This is a genomic window from Enterobacter sp. 50588862 (genome assembly GCF_001462935.1).
GTDB lineage: Bacteria > Pseudomonadota > Gammaproteobacteria > Enterobacterales > Enterobacteriaceae > Enterobacter > Enterobacter bugandensis.
Map to the genome: position 1 here is coordinate 105,304 of NZ_LNHM01000025.1, position 16,092 is coordinate 121,395.

At 54.5% G+C, this 16,092-nt stretch carries 29 protein-coding genes; 13 read left to right on the forward strand and 16 right to left on the reverse strand.

Annotation, left to right across the window (positions count from 1 at the left end):
- Nucleotides 1-6: 6 nt before the first annotated feature.
- The gene (locus APT89_RS12150) at nucleotides 7-372 is read left to right on the forward strand and encodes a Gp49 family protein (protein ID WP_120787293.1); all 366 of its coding nucleotides are present in this window, start codon (nucleotides 7-9) and stop codon (nucleotides 370-372) included.
- A 138-nt stretch (nucleotides 373-510) separates the two neighbouring features.
- On the forward strand, nucleotides 511-783 hold the full coding sequence (locus tag APT89_RS12155; protein ID WP_060572482.1) for a hypothetical protein: 273 nt from the start codon (nucleotides 511-513) through the stop codon (nucleotides 781-783).
- Between the two features lie 11 nt (nucleotides 784-794).
- Here the strand turns inward: APT89_RS12155 and APT89_RS12160 are convergent, their stop codons facing one another.
- The 15 genes from APT89_RS12160 to APT89_RS12235 form a co-directional block, all read right to left on the reverse strand.
- Nucleotides 795-2,270 (reverse strand): hypothetical protein, encoded by a 1,476-nt coding sequence (locus APT89_RS12160; RefSeq protein WP_060572484.1) that lies wholly within the window; start codon nucleotides 2,268-2,270, stop codon nucleotides 795-797.
- A complete protein-coding gene (locus tag APT89_RS12165; protein WP_072201735.1) occupies nucleotides 2,267-2,863 on the reverse strand; it encodes a terminase small subunit in 597 nt (198 codons plus the stop codon). The genes APT89_RS12160 and APT89_RS12165 overlap by 4 nt, the downstream gene beginning before the upstream one ends.
- A gap of 56 nt (nucleotides 2,864-2,919) precedes the next feature.
- Nucleotides 2,920-3,249: a hypothetical protein gene (locus APT89_RS12170; RefSeq protein WP_060572489.1), complete on the reverse strand. Its 330-nt coding sequence runs from the start codon at nucleotides 3,247-3,249 to the stop codon at nucleotides 2,920-2,922.
- Nucleotides 3,250-3,325: 76 nt separating this feature from the next.
- Entirely contained in the window at nucleotides 3,326-3,664 is a 339-nt protein-coding gene (locus APT89_RS12175; RefSeq protein ID WP_060572490.1) for a hypothetical protein, read from the reverse strand.
- Nucleotides 3,657-3,986 carry a hypothetical protein gene (locus APT89_RS12180; RefSeq protein WP_060572493.1) on the reverse strand — a complete coding sequence of 110 codons (330 nt, stop codon included), beginning with the start codon at nucleotides 3,984-3,986 and terminating at the stop codon, nucleotides 3,657-3,659. Before APT89_RS12180 ends, APT89_RS12175 begins: the two co-directional genes overlap by 8 nt.
- Before the next feature lie 186 nt (nucleotides 3,987-4,172).
- Nucleotides 4,173-4,379, reverse strand: coding sequence for a hypothetical protein (locus APT89_RS12190; RefSeq protein ID WP_192841525.1), 207 nt, complete (start codon nucleotides 4,377-4,379; stop codon nucleotides 4,173-4,175).
- Nucleotides 4,373-4,495 carry a hypothetical protein gene (locus APT89_RS24715; protein WP_275077726.1) on the reverse strand — a complete coding sequence of 41 codons (123 nt, stop codon included), beginning with the start codon at nucleotides 4,493-4,495 and terminating at the stop codon, nucleotides 4,373-4,375. The genes APT89_RS12190 and APT89_RS24715 overlap by 7 nt, the downstream gene beginning before the upstream one ends.
- Nucleotides 4,496-4,624: 129 nt before the next feature.
- The gene (locus APT89_RS24600; RefSeq protein ID WP_060572497.1) at nucleotides 4,625-5,404 is read right to left on the reverse strand and encodes an ead/Ea22-like family protein; all 780 of its coding nucleotides are present in this window, start codon (nucleotides 5,402-5,404) and stop codon (nucleotides 4,625-4,627) included.
- Entirely contained in the window at nucleotides 5,401-5,595 is a 195-nt protein-coding gene (locus APT89_RS12205) for a hypothetical protein (RefSeq protein ID WP_060572499.1), read from the reverse strand. Before APT89_RS12205 ends, APT89_RS24600 begins: the two co-directional genes overlap by 4 nt.
- Nucleotides 5,592-6,011, reverse strand: a complete 420-nt coding sequence (locus APT89_RS24605; protein WP_239689086.1) for a hypothetical protein — start codon at nucleotides 6,009-6,011, stop codon at nucleotides 5,592-5,594. The genes APT89_RS12205 and APT89_RS24605 overlap by 4 nt, the downstream gene beginning before the upstream one ends.
- Before the next feature lie 56 nt (nucleotides 6,012-6,067).
- Complete coding sequence (locus tag APT89_RS12215; protein WP_060572501.1) at nucleotides 6,068-6,532, reverse strand: crossover junction endodeoxyribonuclease RuvC; 465 nt, start codon at nucleotides 6,530-6,532, stop codon at nucleotides 6,068-6,070.
- 116 nt (nucleotides 6,533-6,648) lie between these two features.
- Complete coding sequence (locus APT89_RS12220; protein WP_060572503.1) at nucleotides 6,649-7,434, reverse strand: replication protein P; 786 nt, start codon at nucleotides 7,432-7,434, stop codon at nucleotides 6,649-6,651.
- Nucleotides 7,431-8,198: a DnaT-like ssDNA-binding domain-containing protein gene (locus tag APT89_RS12225; RefSeq protein ID WP_060572505.1), complete on the reverse strand. Its 768-nt coding sequence runs from the start codon at nucleotides 8,196-8,198 to the stop codon at nucleotides 7,431-7,433. Before APT89_RS12225 ends, APT89_RS12220 begins: the two co-directional genes overlap by 4 nt.
- Nucleotides 8,198-8,407, reverse strand: a complete 210-nt coding sequence (locus APT89_RS12230) for a hypothetical protein (RefSeq protein WP_032634929.1) — start codon at nucleotides 8,405-8,407, stop codon at nucleotides 8,198-8,200. The genes APT89_RS12225 and APT89_RS12230 overlap by 1 nt, the downstream gene beginning before the upstream one ends.
- A 149-nt stretch (nucleotides 8,408-8,556) precedes the next feature.
- Nucleotides 8,557-8,787 (reverse strand): hypothetical protein, encoded by a 231-nt coding sequence (locus tag APT89_RS12235; RefSeq protein WP_032634928.1) that lies wholly within the window; start codon nucleotides 8,785-8,787, stop codon nucleotides 8,557-8,559.
- Between the two features lie 154 nt (nucleotides 8,788-8,941).
- On the opposite strand from APT89_RS12235, the gene APT89_RS12240 reads away from it, so the two are divergent.
- From APT89_RS12240 to APT89_RS12280, 11 genes are all read left to right on the forward strand, one after another.
- A complete protein-coding gene (locus APT89_RS12240; RefSeq protein WP_060572507.1) occupies nucleotides 8,942-9,532 on the forward strand; it encodes a helix-turn-helix domain-containing protein in 591 nt (196 codons plus the stop codon).
- A 151-nt stretch (nucleotides 9,533-9,683) separates the two neighbouring features.
- Nucleotides 9,684-9,833: a hypothetical protein gene (locus APT89_RS24455; RefSeq protein ID WP_192841526.1), complete on the forward strand. Its 150-nt coding sequence runs from the start codon at nucleotides 9,684-9,686 to the stop codon at nucleotides 9,831-9,833.
- On the forward strand, nucleotides 9,830-10,897 hold the full coding sequence (locus APT89_RS12245; RefSeq protein ID WP_060572510.1) for a hypothetical protein: 1,068 nt from the start codon (nucleotides 9,830-9,832) through the stop codon (nucleotides 10,895-10,897). Before APT89_RS24455 ends, APT89_RS12245 begins: the two co-directional genes overlap by 4 nt.
- Before the next feature lie 7 nt (nucleotides 10,898-10,904).
- On the forward strand, nucleotides 10,905-11,204 hold the full coding sequence (locus tag APT89_RS12250) for a hypothetical protein (protein WP_060572512.1): 300 nt from the start codon (nucleotides 10,905-10,907) through the stop codon (nucleotides 11,202-11,204).
- Complete coding sequence (locus APT89_RS12255) at nucleotides 11,201-12,022, forward strand: PD-(D/E)XK nuclease-like domain-containing protein (protein WP_060572514.1); 822 nt, start codon at nucleotides 11,201-11,203, stop codon at nucleotides 12,020-12,022. Before APT89_RS12250 ends, APT89_RS12255 begins: the two co-directional genes overlap by 4 nt.
- Nucleotides 12,019-12,900 carry a RecT family recombinase gene (locus tag APT89_RS12260; protein ID WP_060572516.1) on the forward strand — a complete coding sequence of 294 codons (882 nt, stop codon included), beginning with the start codon at nucleotides 12,019-12,021 and terminating at the stop codon, nucleotides 12,898-12,900. The genes APT89_RS12255 and APT89_RS12260 overlap by 4 nt, the downstream gene beginning before the upstream one ends.
- Before the next feature lie 49 nt (nucleotides 12,901-12,949).
- Nucleotides 12,950-13,198 (forward strand): helix-turn-helix transcriptional regulator, encoded by a 249-nt coding sequence (locus APT89_RS12265; RefSeq protein ID WP_032634922.1) that lies wholly within the window; start codon nucleotides 12,950-12,952, stop codon nucleotides 13,196-13,198.
- A 109-nt stretch (nucleotides 13,199-13,307) separates the two neighbouring features.
- Nucleotides 13,308-13,604: a PerC family transcriptional regulator gene (locus APT89_RS12270; RefSeq protein ID WP_032634921.1), complete on the forward strand. Its 297-nt coding sequence runs from the start codon at nucleotides 13,308-13,310 to the stop codon at nucleotides 13,602-13,604.
- A complete protein-coding gene (locus tag APT89_RS23415) occupies nucleotides 13,597-13,755 on the forward strand; it encodes a DUF1317 family protein (RefSeq protein ID WP_066019140.1) in 159 nt (52 codons plus the stop codon). The genes APT89_RS12270 and APT89_RS23415 overlap by 8 nt, the downstream gene beginning before the upstream one ends.
- On the forward strand, nucleotides 13,752-14,234 hold the full coding sequence (locus tag APT89_RS12275) for a class I SAM-dependent methyltransferase (protein ID WP_060572518.1): 483 nt from the start codon (nucleotides 13,752-13,754) through the stop codon (nucleotides 14,232-14,234). The genes APT89_RS23415 and APT89_RS12275 overlap by 4 nt, the downstream gene beginning before the upstream one ends.
- Complete coding sequence (locus APT89_RS12280) at nucleotides 14,231-14,824, forward strand: MT-A70 family methyltransferase (RefSeq protein ID WP_060572520.1); 594 nt, start codon at nucleotides 14,231-14,233, stop codon at nucleotides 14,822-14,824. Before APT89_RS12275 ends, APT89_RS12280 begins: the two co-directional genes overlap by 4 nt.
- Here the strand turns inward: APT89_RS12280 and APT89_RS12285 are convergent.
- On the reverse strand, nucleotides 14,821-16,074 hold the full coding sequence (locus APT89_RS12285) for a tyrosine-type recombinase/integrase (protein WP_060572522.1): 1,254 nt from the start codon (nucleotides 16,072-16,074) through the stop codon (nucleotides 14,821-14,823). The genes APT89_RS12280 and APT89_RS12285 overlap by 4 nt on opposite strands.
- Between the last annotated feature and the right edge of the window lie 18 nt (nucleotides 16,075-16,092).

Consider the following 16,092-nt stretch of genomic DNA (forward strand, 5'->3'; position numbering starts at 1 on the left):
GCAACCATGGTATCAACCGCATCCCCAGCACCATCCTGCATGGCTATCGAGCAGGAAATTCAGGCCAAAAGCTTAACCGCGCCGCGCGTTACGTCAGACCATATTGAGAGCATTATTCAAAGTGAACATTATTTTACCGCTTATGATGGCGCTAAATCTGGCGGTGAAGAAGTAGAGCAAATCTGGCATGACAAAGACGACATTGGAAAGGAATATGAGCCGCTATCACTCCTGACCTTCTGCGTCCTGGTTCTGCGCAACGGCTTCACCGTCACCGGCGAAAGCGCATGCGCCAGCCCGGAAAACTTCGACCCGGAGATCGGCCGCAAGATTGCTCGCGAGAACGCGGTGAATAAAATCTGGATGCTGTAAGGTTATCTGCTGAAGCAGAAACTGAGCGAGAAATGACAGACGAATTCGACGACTTTTAGCGCCGTGACATGTCACAATCAGCCCGCCGATGCGCGGGCTTTGTGTATACTGCCTGAATGGGATAAATGGGGACCGAATATGCAAGAGCAACACTTCTCACACGAAAACGAGTTGTTAGCAATGGCGCCGCTTAACGCTGATGGTGATAAGCCGCTTTTCAAAAAGCAACATGTTCATCTTACTGGTGAGGGATACGTGCAGTGGGATTTCATCCTTCCTGATGGCATTGACTGGCACTTCCGTCATGAAAGCATCTACCTCAGAAGCGATATTCGACTGAAGGAATTTAAAGAATTTATCCGCGATGAGCTGAGGCAAATCATTGCACGTAGAATCGAACAAGCCCGCTAATGCGGGCTTTATTATTTCCACGGGTCGTAATCCGTAACTGCCTTACCCTGTTTGCTCTCCTGCCCAGGAATGCGTAGGCGCTTCGTGACCGGGAAAGCAAACGTCAGCAGCAGCGCGTCACCCTTGCCCGGCGAGCGACCCAGGCGCTCTTTGATATCTTCCTTCGGTTCAATGACGATCTTGCCGTCCACTCTGACTTTGTACTCTGCCGCAGACAGGTCATCGGCAGTCTCCTGATCGTCCAGCGCGCCGCCCAACTTAAGCCACGTTTTGCAGCTGTTGAACATCTCGCCGCGCTTGTTGAGCATCTGCGGGTCGGTCGAGCCACCGCCGAACGGGATTAGCTGCCACGTCCGGCCCCAGCCGTCACCGATGGACTTCAGCCCGGTGCCGTAACCGAAGTCGATAAACACCGCGTCAGCCTGGTACTGGTCCTCAAAGTCGGCGATACGCTTCGCCATAATCAGATCGTCGGTGGTCTTGTTTCCTGTCCAGAGGACTTTGCTGTGCAGCCCCTGCCGCAGGTATATCACTGCGTCATCCACGCCGGAATAAGCCGGGTCGACGCCGATAATCACCGGTGCGTGCGCCACCTGCGCAGCGGTAACGACGCGCTTCATTGCCTCTTCGGTCAGACCGGTCGGGATAAACTGAAGCTCAGAAGCATCAGGGAAGATCCCCCGCACACGGACCTTCACGAAGTCGCTGTCCTCGCCGTAGTCATCCACCCATTTCTGGAGTTGCTGCTTGTTCGTTCCTTCCACGGTGCGGCTGTCAATCTGCGCGCACTTCCAGCGGTGTTTATATTTGCGGAAGCATTCGCGGAAACGCCCGGTGTTACGCGTCGGGTTCCCGAACGCCACCCAGATGATTTCCGTGTCTTCGTCCGTCAGCGCCCCCTCGGCAACCTCCCACACCAGATCTGCAATATTGGACGCTTCGTCGAATACCACGATGATGCGCTTGCGCTCGTTGTGCAGCCCGGCGAACGCCTCTGTGTTGTGCTCAGACCACGGGATTGCGTCAGCGCGCCAGCGTTTATCGTGGCCAGGATCGTTGCTGTACATCGCCGTGGCGGTGCAGGTGAACCACTCTTTCGTGATAGCCAGATTCGACCATTTGATGATTTCCGGCCAGGTCTTGGTGCGCAGCTGGTTGTCGGTGTTGGCGGTCACCACCACCTTGCAGTCCTCGCAGGTGGACATGCCCCAGTTAATCAGCATCGAGATGAACGCAGATTTACCGATACCGTGACCAGATGCGCGGGCCAGCATCAGCGGCTGGTGACGCGTCGCTGGGTTCTGGAGGTGATCGCGTATCTCGCGGAATGCATCAGCCTGCCACTTACGCGGCCCGGTGGCGTGCGCCAGCTCTGTGCCCTCTTCTCCCCACGGAAACGCATACAGCGCATATCCCAGCGGGTCATACGTGAACGAAGCAATATCCTCGACGAGCTGCTCTTCCGGCGACATGGCTGCGGCTGTCATTCTTCACCACCAGCCTGCTCTTTGACGCGGCGTCGCGCGGCTGCCATGCGGTCGGCGATGGTGACGGTGCCGGAAACCTCCAGACGCTCTTTGAACGCGTTGACGTCGACGTGCTTACCGATGAGCTCGAGGTTCTTCACCTTGTCAGGCCATTTGATTTTTTTGAGGATGGTCTCTATCGAATCCTCGTTCATGTTCATGATGGTTGAGGACAGGTCGAACCCACTGAGCGTGGTACGCCAGATTTTCGGCCACTCGCTGATCGGTTTCAGGCTGCCGTCGTCGTTCAGGATATCCAGCACATCCATCTGGTCGATTTCCACCAGGCGCATTAGGACGTAATCAGCGCTGACGCGCATGCGCTTGTTGCGCTCCTCCATCAGTTCAGCGATTCGTTTCTGGATTCTTTCATCTCGCATCATCACGCTGGCTTTGACCGCTGCCGTATTAGGCGAAAATCCTGCGTCAATCGCCGCCTGAGACTGATTTTCAGGTGTCTTAATGTAGGACTGGCAGTAAGCCTCCTGCATCGCTGTAAGAGGCTTATATTGCGTTGATTTGCGTTTGTGGGTTTTTGGTGTCGCGGGCATCATTACCACCTGAGTAATTTTATTACCATGTAGGTAATACTATCACGCCCGCGCAGATGTTACATGACTGGTATCGGGTCTGGCCGTTGATTGCCTGCGCGATTCAGGAAGTGGGTCACCACGCCGTGCACCGTCGTGTCGTCCAGCGCCTCGCCTTCCAGTGCTTCACCGTCAGGAGTGATCAGCGCCTTTCCCTGAACGACCGCGAATTCCGTGCGGCCGCAATACGAAATCAGCACGGTATCACCCGGATGTGGTTTGAGGGAAACGTTGATGATTGCGTAGCCCGCCGACGTCTCGATGGTACGACAGTTGCCGTCGTAGCCGCACATGCTGGTGATGGTAAGGCGGGATTCTGCGTAGTCTGTTGCCGGAGATGGAAAGCCCATATGGAACCTCACATAAAAATACTGTACATTTAAACAGTATAATCATGTGAGGATTTAGTCAATACGCTGTGACCTGTCACACCGCAAGTTTCGTTTCATGCCAGCCCTGCGTTACCCAGCAAGCCGAATCACCGGCGCACGGGCAGGACTTCACCGGCAGGATGTCGCCGCACTTGCCGCACTGGTTGGCGCTGATAGCTTTGATGCGGCCACGCACCCGGGCATCATCCTGGCGGATCAGCAGAGCAATGTACTCGCTCAGTTCGTATGGGTCGCGCCCTGGTCGACGCCCGGCGCAGTTCCGCGCCAGCATCTCCATTTCCTGCTCGTCGAGCACCAGCTCCAGCTTGCGTTCACCGGCTTCAGCCTGGCGGGCGCGCTGCGCTGCTTTGCGCTCTGCTGCTGTCTTAGCCATTGCTCACCCCGACAAATTTCCTCTTGAGGTAAAAAGATTCAGACTCGTGAAGACTTCTGGGGCCTGTTCTGCGCGCGATCGTCTCACCGTCAATTTCGAATGCAACATCGTCCATATTCAGGTGGTACATCTTTGCGTCCAGAGAATGGACGGCATCATAGAAAACCGGACCGCACACCTCGGTAAACTCATTCGGGTCTGCGCTAATATGAGGCAACAGCATCCGGTACGCCTGCAGCGCAAAATCCTCCTTCAGCGAGCGCGGGCCGGATTCCAGTTCCGCGATACGGGCGGCCAGCGATTCCTGGGTTACGTTAGCCATTTCTGTATTTCCCCCACACTTTCTTCACCTCCCTGCAGAAGATGCAAATCATGACACCAGCCAATACCCCGTTGATGTTGTAGTCGCTATTACGCAGGAGGATAGATATCACTATGGCGGTAATAAACGGTCCAAAAATTACTGACAAAATAAGCGCAGCCCATTTAGGCATAGTAAACAAATGCATCATCCAACCTCTCTCAGTTTCAGTTCATCGGCCACGGACTCCGGCACCACCACTGGCATCGGAACGCGGATAACCAGCTTTTTGAGTCTGTCTATCTCGACTGCGTGCTCCAGCGCGATATCCTTCCAGTCCTGCGCTTCGGCCATCCACCAGGCTACATCCGCTTTAAGGCGGCGCAAGCGCCGCTGTTTGAGCTTGCTCACCATGGCAGCCACCCCATGCCCTGAAGTGCGCTGATGACCAGCAGCACGAACATCACGAAATCGAATGGGTTAGGCATCATCGCCCCCGAAGTATCCGAATCTTCCTCCGTGGTCGCCAATAACAATCCCGGATATGAACATTCCGAATAGCCCAACACCAGAAAATGTTATGAAGTTAAATTCAAAGCCAGCAACGAACACACATACTGAAGCGATAATCAACAGGTACACTAGCCAGAATTTACGGTTCACGACTTCACCTCCTGCTGCGGTGCTGCTGGAAGGGAGAATGGCAACACATCACAGTGAACAAGTTTTTGCTGTGCAAGGTTGTCCATGACCTTCTGAATAGACGCATCATCGAAAACACCAAGCGCCTCGGCCATGACACCAACAACCTGATAAGCCTCAGCGCATACTGCGGGTAAACCATCCTGCACCACAGGAGAGTTTTCACCGGCACCCTGAAGCATGGCGGCGCGGCAGGCGTTCCAACCAACAGCGTATGATGCATAGGCGCCCCGCAATCCAAGACGTTCAGCTTCAGTAGCAATCTCGAAAACTTCAGGCGCATTGGCCGATGTAATTTTATCCGGCACTACCGGCGCTGGCGGGGCGGCGTAGAGCGGGAAAGCTCCACTGATGTTTGGGCTGCACTGGTCGATCAGGTCTTCGTCATCCGCGTCGAATCTTCCGAAGTAACCCACAGCCTCCGCTTCAAGCGATGCCCGCGCGCCTTCACGAAGAGCATCGAGTTCGGCGGTAAGGTTGGCTATTTTCGCGTCTTTTGCTTCCAGCTCATCCAGCAGCGCCAGCACATTAGCGGGGTTGGCTGCGGCGATGAAGGCTCCATTCAGATCAGTCTGCTTTTGCGTGAAATCACCGCTATCCATGTAGGTGACTGAGCCCTGAGAGTCATCGCTACCGTAGTCGTATTCAATGCTGGTATTTTTCGGGAGGTAAACCCATACACCCGGCGTCGCCTTTTCAGCCGCTTCACGTAATGCGCGTTTGTCGATGTTGCTCATTGGGCGGCCTCCCACACGTTGATTGACGCATTGCTTTCGACTAGTTTTAGGGTGGCCAGAACGCGTGGATACATAACTTTCTTATGCCATTTCAGATCAGTCATGAGCGCGTACCACTCACCTCCGCTTTTCAGATACTGACCGTGATCTGATGCGTAACGCTCACCAGTGATTTTTGTTTTATTGCTCATGACTGCGCTCCTTTGCGAAGTAACGCATCATGCAGTGCCATAGCACCCGCTTCACGGAGTGCAGCATCTTCATAACTGATACCGAGCAAGTCCATGATGCAATCCCTATCGAGGCACTCCGTACAATCGTTGAGTGCGGATTTGATAGCGTTGGTACGCACTTCAGCCAGGAAAGAGTCTGTCGCCGGGGTTTGCTTGACTGACTCCAGCCACTTGTCATAGTGATAATCAAACATTCCCGTCGGGTGTCCACAACCACCGTGCGTGTGGGTTTCCATTGCTTCTCCACACATGCAATAACTGTTGTCGGCATTGTTGATAATATGGATAAGTCTTTGTAACCGTTCATTTGTAGTCGAGCTTTCCGCAGTCAGCGCCGCGCATCTGGCTTCCAATTCTTCATAACTCGGTTTCATCTTTACCCCCGCTTACCCGTATAAGTTATTGATTACGTTGATATCAAAAAGGATCGTTATTTAACGCCGATCCCATACCTCGCGATTAACAGCGCATCCGCAATGGCCTGGCCTTTCGCTTTGGCATCCAGCACCCTGAGTTCCGGGTAAAGCTGAATAGCCCTGCTGCGCGCTGCGTCCTTGTCGCTGCCGATAAGCCCGGCTGACTTCTTCCAGGCCTGCGGCGTCACCAGCGTGTACGGAATGCTGAGACCCTGAAGGATCCCCTCCGCTACGCCAGCTGCATGCCCGAACGTGAACATGCTTGCCGTTCCCTGCCCGGGCATTGCACCGACCTGCTCAAGGTACGCATGAGTGATTCCGTACTGCCTAACCCATGCAGCCACCGCTGCGCCGTTCACCCTGGACTTTGTGCCGACCTTGATGGTTGGCATTGCCAGGTGGTCGATGTAGCCGCCCTGTTCAGTTACGAGAACCAGCGCGCCGCTGCATCCCGGGTCAATCCCTAAAACTGCTGTCATGATTTACCCCTTAGGTAATTTAAATCCACATTAGAGTTAAAATCAATAGCTATGCGCATATTTTGTTACCTGCAAGGTAATTGTCAGGCGTAAAAAAATGCGCTGCCGCGCTGGTGCTACCTGATGAGTCCTGCCTCCTTCCCTCGCCGGTATTCCTCCATCAGCCACTGGGCCGGTGTCAGCCCTCCCAGGGTGGCAGCGTTCGGCATGCATCCGAAGCTTTTGCCGGGAGGGTGGTACGCACTACCCCCTGTGTCCACTGGCGTTTGTATCGGCTCTGGCTTCGCCTGGATGCTGAGAACCGGATCCGGAATCTGGTGACCGGCCGCCACTTTTGCAGCCCATTCCTCCAGCAGCTTGCGCGCATGCTTCTCGACTTCAATCTCGCTCAGCTGGCGCTGGTACATCGCACGGCGGGTATCGCACACAATCCAGTACATGACCGGGTGGCGCCACGGGAACCGCTCCGGGCCGCCAGGCTGGAAGCTTTTCTCTTTGGCGTAACGGTGAAACTCCCCCATTACGTCCTCGATGCTCACTCCCAGCACCATCTTGCTGTCCTTGCACCACTTGATGAACTGACCCGGAGACGGCCAGAACGGTGATTCGCTGGCACGGGCATGGCGCATGCCTGCCGACACCTGCTCGCGGGTACGGATCCCACCTTCGGCAAATGCGGCGATCCACTGGCGCTTCGCGTCGGTTTCCTGCTGCACGGTCTTCAGGTTTGTCTGCTCGGCCGCAGGGAAGAGCTGCTTAAGCTGCTTGAACAGGGCATCGACGAGACGCTCGGCGCTCATGTTTACAACGTTGTCCTGCTGGTCATGATGATTGTCAGGGCCCATCATGCGAGCCAGAGCACCAGCATCACGATTCTGAATTGCTGCGAATACGTTACTCATAAGAAATCCTTCCAGCCCTCTGGGCTGTTCCAGTGTGGTACGTCATCGTCAGAGCTGTCACCGCGCTTTCCTGCCGCTCTTTTTTTCCTGTTCATCAGCAGCCGGGCAAACTTCTGCTCCCACTGCACGTGTTGCATCACATTGCCTTCTGCCATCCAGTAGGTGATGAATTCAATCAGATCAGATTTCTTGTATCCGTCAGCAGGTAATGCATGCCCCCACATTCTGGCGCGCATGACAAAGTCATCTGACGGCTGCCAGTTTTCATGCATGGTGAATTTGCCGATCGGTTCTCCGATACCTGGAACGACAACAGGAGGGATTTGAATTTCTTCGCGCGCAGAGAGAGGGGTTTTACTTTCCCTGATCCCTGATCCCTGATCCATTCCTAATGGTACTTGTCCGGTATAAGTACCGTACTCATACGGTATAAGAGGTAAGCATTTGATTTTGCTTTCCTTTGGCTTGTTTACGACCTGATGTTTGAGGAAGTTTGTAATTGCCCCAAATTGCTTGCCATCTGAGGTGGAAAACATGGACAAATAACCACAGTTGGAAAGCTCCTGTATCAGTACCGGAATAGGAACGGACGGTTCACGGATGGGAAATACAGCCGCTTTTATCAGTTTAGGGTTGGCGTTGAAGTACCCTTCATCGTCGGCATAATTCAGCAATCCAATCGCTAAAAGGCATGCCGGTTCTGAAAGCTCTGCCATATCCTCGTCTGTCCAGAACTCAGGCTTAATTGTGCGGATGCGCGCCATCAGATCACCTCCGGCACGTTGCCTTTCGCAGCTTCATCCATAATCCGTTTAATCTCAGCCTGGCGCCTGCGGTTTGACTCCATGGTGCATTCCACACAATGGCCGTTGTAAACCCAGCGCTCGCTGTCATGGCCTCGCTTACACTGTTTCCCGGTGTAATAACGCTTCAGTCCAGCCTTTGCAGCTGACATACGAGTGATAATCTCCACACTTCACCTCAGATTCTGGTTATGGTTACGATGATTTTGTGCGATGGCCGAAAAAAGATCAACCATATTCGGATCATTATTACCTGAGAGGACTGAATAGATATGAAAAGACCGCCAGAAGGCGGCCTGATGGGGGTTTGAAAGAGGTTTTATTCGTAGAAGAAGATAGCCAGTTCCGGCTTCGTTCTGACCCACCCGCGTTGCTTACATGCCTTAAATAGCCCATTCATCAATGTCTTACCGGGCATTTTCCGACGGCCTGTCAGATGCGTCTGGATGTAGTGGCTGGTCGTTCCGGCCTCGTCAGCAAAGGCATTTCGCTCATCAGGAGTGAGCTGCAACCAGTGTTTTTTGAAGTCGAATTTTTCGTTCTCGCTCATAGCTATTGCCTGATATTAATTTCAGATAACAAATATTCACCCAGAAGGTAATAAAAATCAAGGTTTGTTACCTGTGAGGTGCATTTACCTGTGAGGTAAATTCGCTTTTAATTGAACCACTAACTAATTCATATATGAGGCGATTCACCAGAGCATGAAAAGTATTCAGGATATCCGCAGGCAGAATATTAACGATATCATCGACCGTGACTTTAACGGGGTGCAGACTCGTCTGGCGGAAAAACTGGGAACTCAGGCAAACCTGGTGAACCGCTGGGCCCGAGGGCAGAAGGTTGTCGGCGACACGGTAGCGCGCAAGATTGAGAAAGCGGCTAACAAGCCAACCAACTGGCTGGACATCGACCACTCATTATCTGCCGTTGCCATACCGCAGGAGGAGATCACCCCTTCCGATATCGGCCAGCTGGCGGCGCATAACCTCGAAGCGTGGATGCAGAACAACCGCGACCTGTCGTCTCAGGGCAAGGTGTCGAAAGCGTCCGGAGTTGCCCAGGCGACAATCCAGCGCATGCTGAACAATGAGGTTAGCGTTTCCATCTCCACCCTGGAGGCGATCGCCAGCGCGTTCGGGCGTCGCGGTTATGAGCTGCTCATCCATCCTCGCGACCCGGCGACCATCCATTACGACCGGGCCCGCTACGCATTGTTACCTGAGAGCGAAAAAAGTAAGATCGAGAGCTACGTCGATTTCGTGATTGTTCAGAACGGTAAAACGCAAGAATAACTCCATACATTTCAGATACTAAGCCGCCATTGAGCGGCTTTTTTATTGCCCTTATCATTACCTTTAGGGTAATTATTTATAATCATACCTATTGACTTCAAACCATATAAGGATAATTATTACCTCAACGGTAACACTGAGGTAACGAATTATGCAGTGGAAAATCATCAACGGTTGGTACTGCGTTACGGCGTGCGGGCTGATGAGCACCAAGTGCCGCACTCTGCATGAGGCCATCAACTGGGCGTTTGTCACCAAGATGGCATTCAAAACTGAAATGGATATGGGGGTGAGCAAGTGAGTGAATTAGCAATCATCGAAATCGCGCCGGACCTGGCGCCAAGCATCTACGTAGAAAACGGTCTTGATAAATTCCTTGAACAGATCCGTGAAGGCGTCAAAGAGGTTCCTGACCTGAGCACCGCAAAAGGCCGCGCCCGTATCGCATCCCTGGCTGCCCAGGTATCACGCAGCAAAACGGCCGTTGAAAAGCCAGGCCGTGATTACCTGAAACGCCTGAAGGAACAACCGAAAGTGGTTGAGGCCGAGCTGCGCCGCTTCGTGACTGAATGCGATCAGCTTCGCGATGAAGTACGCCGCCCTCTTACCGAGTGGGAAGACGCGGAAAAGGCACGCACTGAAGCCCTGCAGCAGCGTCTTGTTGATTTGCGTGCACTGGCTGACGTGATCGACACCGCCGGTAACTACCTGCCATCTGCTGATATACAGGCTCGCATTCAGGAAGCTAAATCCGTGGTGCTTGATGAAACATGGCAGGAACGTGCAGCAGAGGCTGGAGTGGCTAAAGACTCAACCATTCAGCAGCTGGAAGCATCGCTGGCAGTGGCACAAAAGCGCGAGCATGAAGCTGCTGAGCTGGAACGCCTGCGTAAAGAGGCCGAAGAAAAAGCACGCCTTGAGCATGAAGAGGCTATCCGCCGGGAAGCTGCTGAACAGGCTAAGCGTGATGCAGAAGCAAAAGCACAGGCAGAGATTGATGCTGCTGCACGCCGTGAAGCTGAATCCAGAGCTGCAACTGAACGCGCAGAGCGCGAAAAAATTGAAGCCCAGCAGAAAGCAGAGCGTGAAGCAAAAGCTGCTGCGGAAAAAGCCGAGCAGGAAAAGAACGCTGCTATCGCAGCGGAGCGCCGCCACCAGGAAGAAGTGGAAGCTGCACGCCTGGCAGAACAGAAACGCATCGCCGATGAAGAAGCGCGCCGCGCTGCTGACAAAGAGCATCGCCGCACCGTCAATCGCCAGGTTATTGCCGATCTGGTGAAGCAGGGAATTCCAATTGAATGGGCTGAAAAATGCCTGGTTTCTTTCGCTTCCGGAAAAGTTTCCGGTCAGACAATTAAATACTGAGGTGCTCATGAACACTCAGCAGATTAATAACCTGAAAAAAATCATGACCAGCATCGACAGCGACTACCAGCTGAGCCAGTTGCATTACGAGCGGCAGGTAGAGCTGATCGACGCCATCAAGTACCACCAGTTGCAGAAACCTTTCTACGAGCTGGAGCGCAAAGGCGTGCGCACCGAGATTCTCGAAGAGCTGATGATGAGCCCGGAATTCGAAGAGGCACTCGCAGCATACCAGGCCGCGCTGACCAGCATCATCGCGAAGTGGGATCTGGCTGACCAACTGGATACGGCGAGGAACGCGGCGTGAAACCTGGCATCTATTTCGACATCAGCAACGAGGATTACCACGCCGGCGACGGCGTGAGTAAGTCGCAGCTGGATATGGTGGCGCTGAGCCCGGCCCTGTTGCAGTGGCAGAAATCCGCGCCGGTCGACACCGAAAAGTTGAAGGCGCTGGACATGGGAACCGCCCTGCACTGCCTGCTGCTGGAGCCGGAAGAATTCGATAAGCGTTTCATCGTGGCGCCGCAGTTCAACCGTCGCACTACCGCCGGCAAAGAGGATGAGGCTGCGTTCCTGAATGATGTTGCGGGAATGGGCATGACGGTAATGGACGCTGAGCAGGGCCGTAAGCTGCAACTGATGCGCGACAGCGCGATGGCACACCCGGCGGCGCGGTGGCTTCTGGAAGCTGAAGGTTTCTGCGAAGCATCGCATTACTGGACGGATCCGGAGACTGGCGAGCTGTGCCGCATACGCCCGGACAAGCGCCTGAAGTATCACCCGGTGCTGCTGGACGTGAAGAAAGTGGCGGACATGGAGCGGTTCGCCCGCCACGTCGAGGAATTCCGGTACCACGTTCAGGACGCCATGTACCGCGAAGGCGCGCAGCAGACTACCGGTGAGCCGCACGGATTCTTCTTCCTGGCAGTGAGCGAAACCATCGACTGCGGGCGCTACCCGGTTCGTGTGTTCGAACTGGATGCGCCGGACGTAGATGCCGGGCACGCACTGTTCCGCCGGGATCTGAATACCTTCCACCAGTGCCGTGAAACGGGCGACTGGGGTGGATTTGAAATTATTAAACGCCCTGAGTGGGCACGCAAACAGGATATGTACGTATGAGCAACGACATCGCAATCACATCGCAGCCTGGCGCTACCGTTGGCACTGCTGCGGCAATCTTCAGCCCGGAAGGCATGAATCAACTGGTGCGCTTCGCAGAGCTGATGGCAGCCAGTAAAGCTACCGTTCCGGCGCATCTTGCTGGCAAACCTTCCGACTGCCTGGCAGTGACCATGCAGGCGGCGCAATGGGGAATGAACCCGTTCGCCGTGGCGCAGAAAACTCACGTTGTTAACGGCACGCTGGGCTATGAAGCGCAACTGGTTAACGCGGTTGTGTCTTCCTCCAATCTGCTGGCAACACGTCTGAATTATCGCTGGGATGGTGACTGGTCGCGCGTCAGCGGGAAAACCGACAAGTCGCCGAACCTGACCGTAACCGTGTGGGCGACCCTAAAAGGGGAATCAGAGCCGCGCGAGCTGACGATCAGCATGGCACAGGCTGGTGTGCGTAACTCCCCTCTGTGGGAGCAGGATCCTCGCCAGCAGCTCGCATACCTGTGCGTTAAGCGCTGGGCTCGCCTTAATGCTCCTGACGTCCTGCTTGGTGTGTATACCCCTGACGAATTGCAGGAGACGGCACCGCGTGTTGAGCGCGATATCACGCCTGCTCCTGCCACCGCATCCGGTATGAACAAGCTGATCAACTCTAAGCCTGAGCAGCACCAGGAAGAGAAACCAAAGAGCAGCGATGACCGCGACCCGGAAGAAATTCTGTGCGCTTTCACTGACGCAGCGATGGGCTACAACACGCTGAAGGATCTGGACAACGCATACAAATACGTTGCCAAAAAGCTCGCCAACGATGATGACCGACTGGCTAAAGCCACTGACGTTTACACCATCCGCCGCGATGAGCTGAACGAAGTCCCTATGTAATCACCACCGTGGCGCCACGGCGCCACACCTGCAACCAAGAGAGGTATTTATGAAAGGTGCATTTGGTAAGAAGGAACTCCTGGCGGTGGTGCCACTGTCATGGAGCACGATTGACCGCCTGGAACAGGCTGGCGAATTCCCGTCCCGTTTCTGGATCACCGATCGCCGCTGCGCGTGGGACCAGAGCGAAGTTGAAGCCTGGCTGGATAAACGTAAGGCGGCAAGTCCGGCGACGTTCACCGGAAAAAAGCCGCCAGTTGACCGCCGCGTGTATCGCCCCGTGAGTGCAGCAGCATGAAGGCGCTCGGAAGGCATATCGACAGATGGTCAGAGGTGTATCTGTGCCTGACCATAGTGGCCTACCTGATGTGGGTAGCGTCAGTTATCAGTTGAGAGGTCTGGATCAAATGAAAAAGACGAAGCTTGAGCGCTATCACGAAGACTACGTCTCGCAGCGCCGTGTTGAAAGAGTGGTGGCAGTAACCCCGGAAGCAATGGAGATCGAAAGCCGCGCCATCGAGCGCGAGCGCCGTGGGCATTACCGCATCGCGGCCCGCCTCTGGCTCCAGTGCCTGGATGCGGCCGTAGGAGAAGTAGAGCGAGCCCGTATCGCGGTGCGCCGCCAGCAGTGCATCACCAAAGGTAACCGCACCCCGCACCTGGACTACAGCGGGATCGGATGTCGCGGGGTGGTGTATGACTAACCCTCACGACAATATCCGCGTCGGCAGTATCACGCTGGTTTATTCATCTCTGCGCCGCGGGTGGTTGGCACCCGGCGGCCAGGTTATCAGAAACCCATTGAAGGCTCAGCGCCTGGCTGAGCTGATGAACAGCAAGAAGGTGGCAGCATGACTGACGCAACGATTTTGGACATGTGCTGCGGGTCACGCATGTTCTGGTTCGACAAGCAGGACGAGCGCGCGGTTTTCAGTGATATCCGCTCCGAGCAGCATGAACTTTGCGACGGCCGCCAGTTAGTTATCAGCCCGGACCTTATTGCAGATTTCCGTGCCCTTCCCTTTGCTGATAACACTTTCCCTGTCGTCGTATTTGATCCCCCGCACCTCGAGCGCGTCGGCGATAAAGCGTGGATGGGTAAAAAGTACGGGCGGCTCAACAAAGAAACGTGGCGAGATGATTTGCGCGCAGGATTCGCAGAAGCATTTCGTGTGTTGTGGCCACACGGCGTACTCATCTTCAAATGGAACGAAACGCAGATCCCGGTAAGCAATATCCTGGCGCTTACCGATGAGAAGCCGGTCATCTGGCAGCGCACCGGAAAGTCTGACAAAACCCACTGGGTAATTTTCGTGAAAGGCGGTGCAGCATGACCGGAAAATACACTCTTATCTACGCAGATCCGCCTTGGGTATACCGCGACAAAGCAGCAGACGGGAACCGCGGTGCCGGGTTCAAATACCCGGTCATGAACGTACTGGATATCTGCCGCCTGCCCGTTTGGGATCTGGCTGCCGAAGATTGCCTGCTGGCTATGTGGTGGGTTCCGACTCAGCCGGTTGAAGCGCTGAAGGTTATCGAGGCGTGGGGATTCCGCCTGATGACAATGAAGGGATTCACCTGGCACAAGACGAACAAGCACAAAGGCAACAGCTCGATCGGAATGGGCCACATGACCAGGGCGAACAGCGAAGACTGTCTGTTTGCGGTGCGAGGCAAACTGCCGGCGCGCATGGACGCCTCGATCTGCCAGCACGTCACGGCGCCGCGCCTGGAGAACTCGCGCAAGCCTGACGTGATACGGGAAAAACTGGTTCAGTTACTAGGTGATGTGCCGCGCATCGAGCTATTCGCCCGGCAGTCGTCGCATGGTTTTGACGTATGGGGCAACCAGTGCGAAGGTCCGGCGGTGCAGCTACTGCCAGGATGCGCGGTTGACATTATAAAAGCGGAGGCCGCTTAATCCTGCGACTCCATCCACTTCTCAAACTTCGAAGGGGAGAACGGCACCAGATCGGTGTGCTCCCCGTTAATCCATGAATCAACCATATCTGCCCACTGCTGCAACATATAGGCGCGCTGCCGGGCATACTCCGCTTTGTTGTACACCGCGCGCACGCCCTTCTGCTCATGAGCCAGCGCTTTTTCTATCCAGTCAGACGGATATCCTGCCTCGTGTAATAGCGTGCTGCCAGTTCTGCGCAGGTCATGAACACAGAGAGGCTGTAACTCCTCGCCATTTTTGTTTGCAACTTCAATGGCCCGGTCGATAACAGAATTTAGCGCAGCGTTAGACAGCGGTTTCGTTATGTCGTAACGCCCTGGCAAAAGGTATTCACTTCCGCCAGCGCACATCTGAAGTCCAACCATTAGATCCTGAGCATGGCTGGAGAGATAGATTACGTGATCGCGACCAGCCTTCATCCTCCCGGCAGGTATCGACCATGTACCCTTGCGGAAATCAATTTCTTTCCATGTCGCAAGTGTGAACTCGCTTTTTCTAACCAGTGTTAGAAGCACCAGTTTAACGGCAAGTTTCAGGGTAGGGAGTGTGCTTACTTTATCCAGCGCGCGAAACAGCGTGCCAATTTCCTCAGGGGTTAATGTTCGCACCTTTGGCCTGAAGATTGCTATCGAGGTCGGATTTATAGATGCTGCTGGATTGACATATCCATGCCCGCGATCGTTAGCGTAACGATAGACGCTGTGAATTATTTGCCTGGCCTGCACCGCAGTTGCACGGCCACCACGAGCCAGGATTTTATCGCACAGGTCTCTGACCATTACAGTGCTTATTTCTTCCATCACTTTATTGCCTAGCGCGGGGAAAATATCACGCTCAATTACCGCCTGCTTCATGGCTCTGGTGCTGTCAGCTAGGGTGACGTGCTTCATGTACGCGTCGGTATGTACCGCAAACGTCTCCGCACCGCGTATTTTTTTAATACCGTCTCGTTTCGCCGCAGCGGGCGACTGGCCTGCCTTCAGCAACTTTTTGGCGGCAATGAGTTCCTCGCGTGCTTCTGCCAGGCTGATACCGTCACGCCCATACTGGCCGATCACCAGCGTTTCCCGGCGGCCGTTGATGCGGTAGTCGTAGCGGAACGAGACAGAGCCTGACGTGAGCACGGCGACATACAGGCCGTCACGGTCGGAAACCTTATAAAGTTTCTCTTGCGGCTTCAGGTTTTTCAGTTTGGTATCGGTAAGCATAATTCACCCGTAATGCAT

What these genes read in the sequence shown, in the direction of transcription:
- APT89_RS12150 (WP_120787293.1), top strand. Translation starts at nt 7, where the DNA reads ATGGTATCAACCGCATCCCCAGCACCATCCTGCATGGCTATCGAGCAG.
- APT89_RS12155 (WP_060572482.1), top strand. Translation starts at nt 511, where the DNA reads ATGCAAGAGCAACACTTCTCACACGAAAACGAGTTGTTAGCAATGGCG.
- APT89_RS12160 (WP_060572484.1), bottom strand. Translation starts at nt 2,270, where the DNA reads ATGACAGCCGCAGCCATGTCGCCGGAAGAGCAGCTCGTCGAGGATATT.
- APT89_RS12165 (WP_072201735.1), bottom strand. Translation starts at nt 2,863, where the DNA reads ATGATGCCCGCGACACCAAAAACCCACAAACGCAAATCAACGCAATAT.
- APT89_RS12170 (WP_060572489.1), bottom strand. Translation starts at nt 3,249, where the DNA reads ATGGGCTTTCCATCTCCGGCAACAGACTACGCAGAATCCCGCCTTACC.
- APT89_RS12175 (WP_060572490.1), bottom strand. Translation starts at nt 3,664, where the DNA reads ATGGCTAAGACAGCAGCAGAGCGCAAAGCAGCGCAGCGCGCCCGCCAG.
- APT89_RS12180 (WP_060572493.1), bottom strand. Translation starts at nt 3,986, where the DNA reads ATGGCTAACGTAACCCAGGAATCGCTGGCCGCCCGTATCGCGGAACTG.
- APT89_RS12190 (WP_192841525.1), bottom strand. Translation starts at nt 4,379, where the DNA reads ATGGTGAGCAAGCTCAAACAGCGGCGCTTGCGCCGCCTTAAAGCGGAT.
- APT89_RS24600 (WP_060572497.1), bottom strand. Translation starts at nt 5,404, where the DNA reads ATGAGCAACATCGACAAACGCGCATTACGTGAAGCGGCTGAAAAGGCG.
- APT89_RS12205 (WP_060572499.1), bottom strand. Translation starts at nt 5,595, where the DNA reads ATGAGCAATAAAACAAAAATCACTGGTGAGCGTTACGCATCAGATCAC.
- APT89_RS24605 (WP_239689086.1), bottom strand. Translation starts at nt 6,011, where the DNA reads ATGAAACCGAGTTATGAAGAATTGGAAGCCAGATGCGCGGCGCTGACT.
- APT89_RS12215 (WP_060572501.1), bottom strand. Translation starts at nt 6,532, where the DNA reads ATGACAGCAGTTTTAGGGATTGACCCGGGATGCAGCGGCGCGCTGGTT.
- APT89_RS12220 (WP_060572503.1), bottom strand. Translation starts at nt 7,434, where the DNA reads ATGAGTAACGTATTCGCAGCAATTCAGAATCGTGATGCTGGTGCTCTG.
- APT89_RS12225 (WP_060572505.1), bottom strand. Translation starts at nt 8,198, where the DNA reads ATGGCGCGCATCCGCACAATTAAGCCTGAGTTCTGGACAGACGAGGAT.
- APT89_RS12235 (WP_032634928.1), bottom strand. Translation starts at nt 8,787, where the DNA reads ATGAGCGAGAACGAAAAATTCGACTTCAAAAAACACTGGTTGCAGCTC.
- APT89_RS12240 (WP_060572507.1), top strand. Translation starts at nt 8,942, where the DNA reads ATGAAAAGTATTCAGGATATCCGCAGGCAGAATATTAACGATATCATC.
- APT89_RS24455 (WP_192841526.1), top strand. Translation starts at nt 9,684, where the DNA reads ATGCAGTGGAAAATCATCAACGGTTGGTACTGCGTTACGGCGTGCGGG.
- APT89_RS12250 (WP_060572512.1), top strand. Translation starts at nt 10,905, where the DNA reads ATGAACACTCAGCAGATTAATAACCTGAAAAAAATCATGACCAGCATC.
- APT89_RS12260 (WP_060572516.1), top strand. Translation starts at nt 12,019, where the DNA reads ATGAGCAACGACATCGCAATCACATCGCAGCCTGGCGCTACCGTTGGC.
- APT89_RS12265 (WP_032634922.1), top strand. Translation starts at nt 12,950, where the DNA reads ATGAAAGGTGCATTTGGTAAGAAGGAACTCCTGGCGGTGGTGCCACTG.
- APT89_RS12270 (WP_032634921.1), top strand. Translation starts at nt 13,308, where the DNA reads ATGAAAAAGACGAAGCTTGAGCGCTATCACGAAGACTACGTCTCGCAG.
- APT89_RS23415 (WP_066019140.1), top strand. Translation starts at nt 13,597, where the DNA reads ATGACTAACCCTCACGACAATATCCGCGTCGGCAGTATCACGCTGGTT.
- APT89_RS12275 (WP_060572518.1), top strand. Translation starts at nt 13,752, where the DNA reads ATGACTGACGCAACGATTTTGGACATGTGCTGCGGGTCACGCATGTTC.
- APT89_RS12280 (WP_060572520.1), top strand. Translation starts at nt 14,231, where the DNA reads ATGACCGGAAAATACACTCTTATCTACGCAGATCCGCCTTGGGTATAC.
- APT89_RS12285 (WP_060572522.1), bottom strand. Translation starts at nt 16,074, where the DNA reads ATGCTTACCGATACCAAACTGAAAAACCTGAAGCCGCAAGAGAAACTT.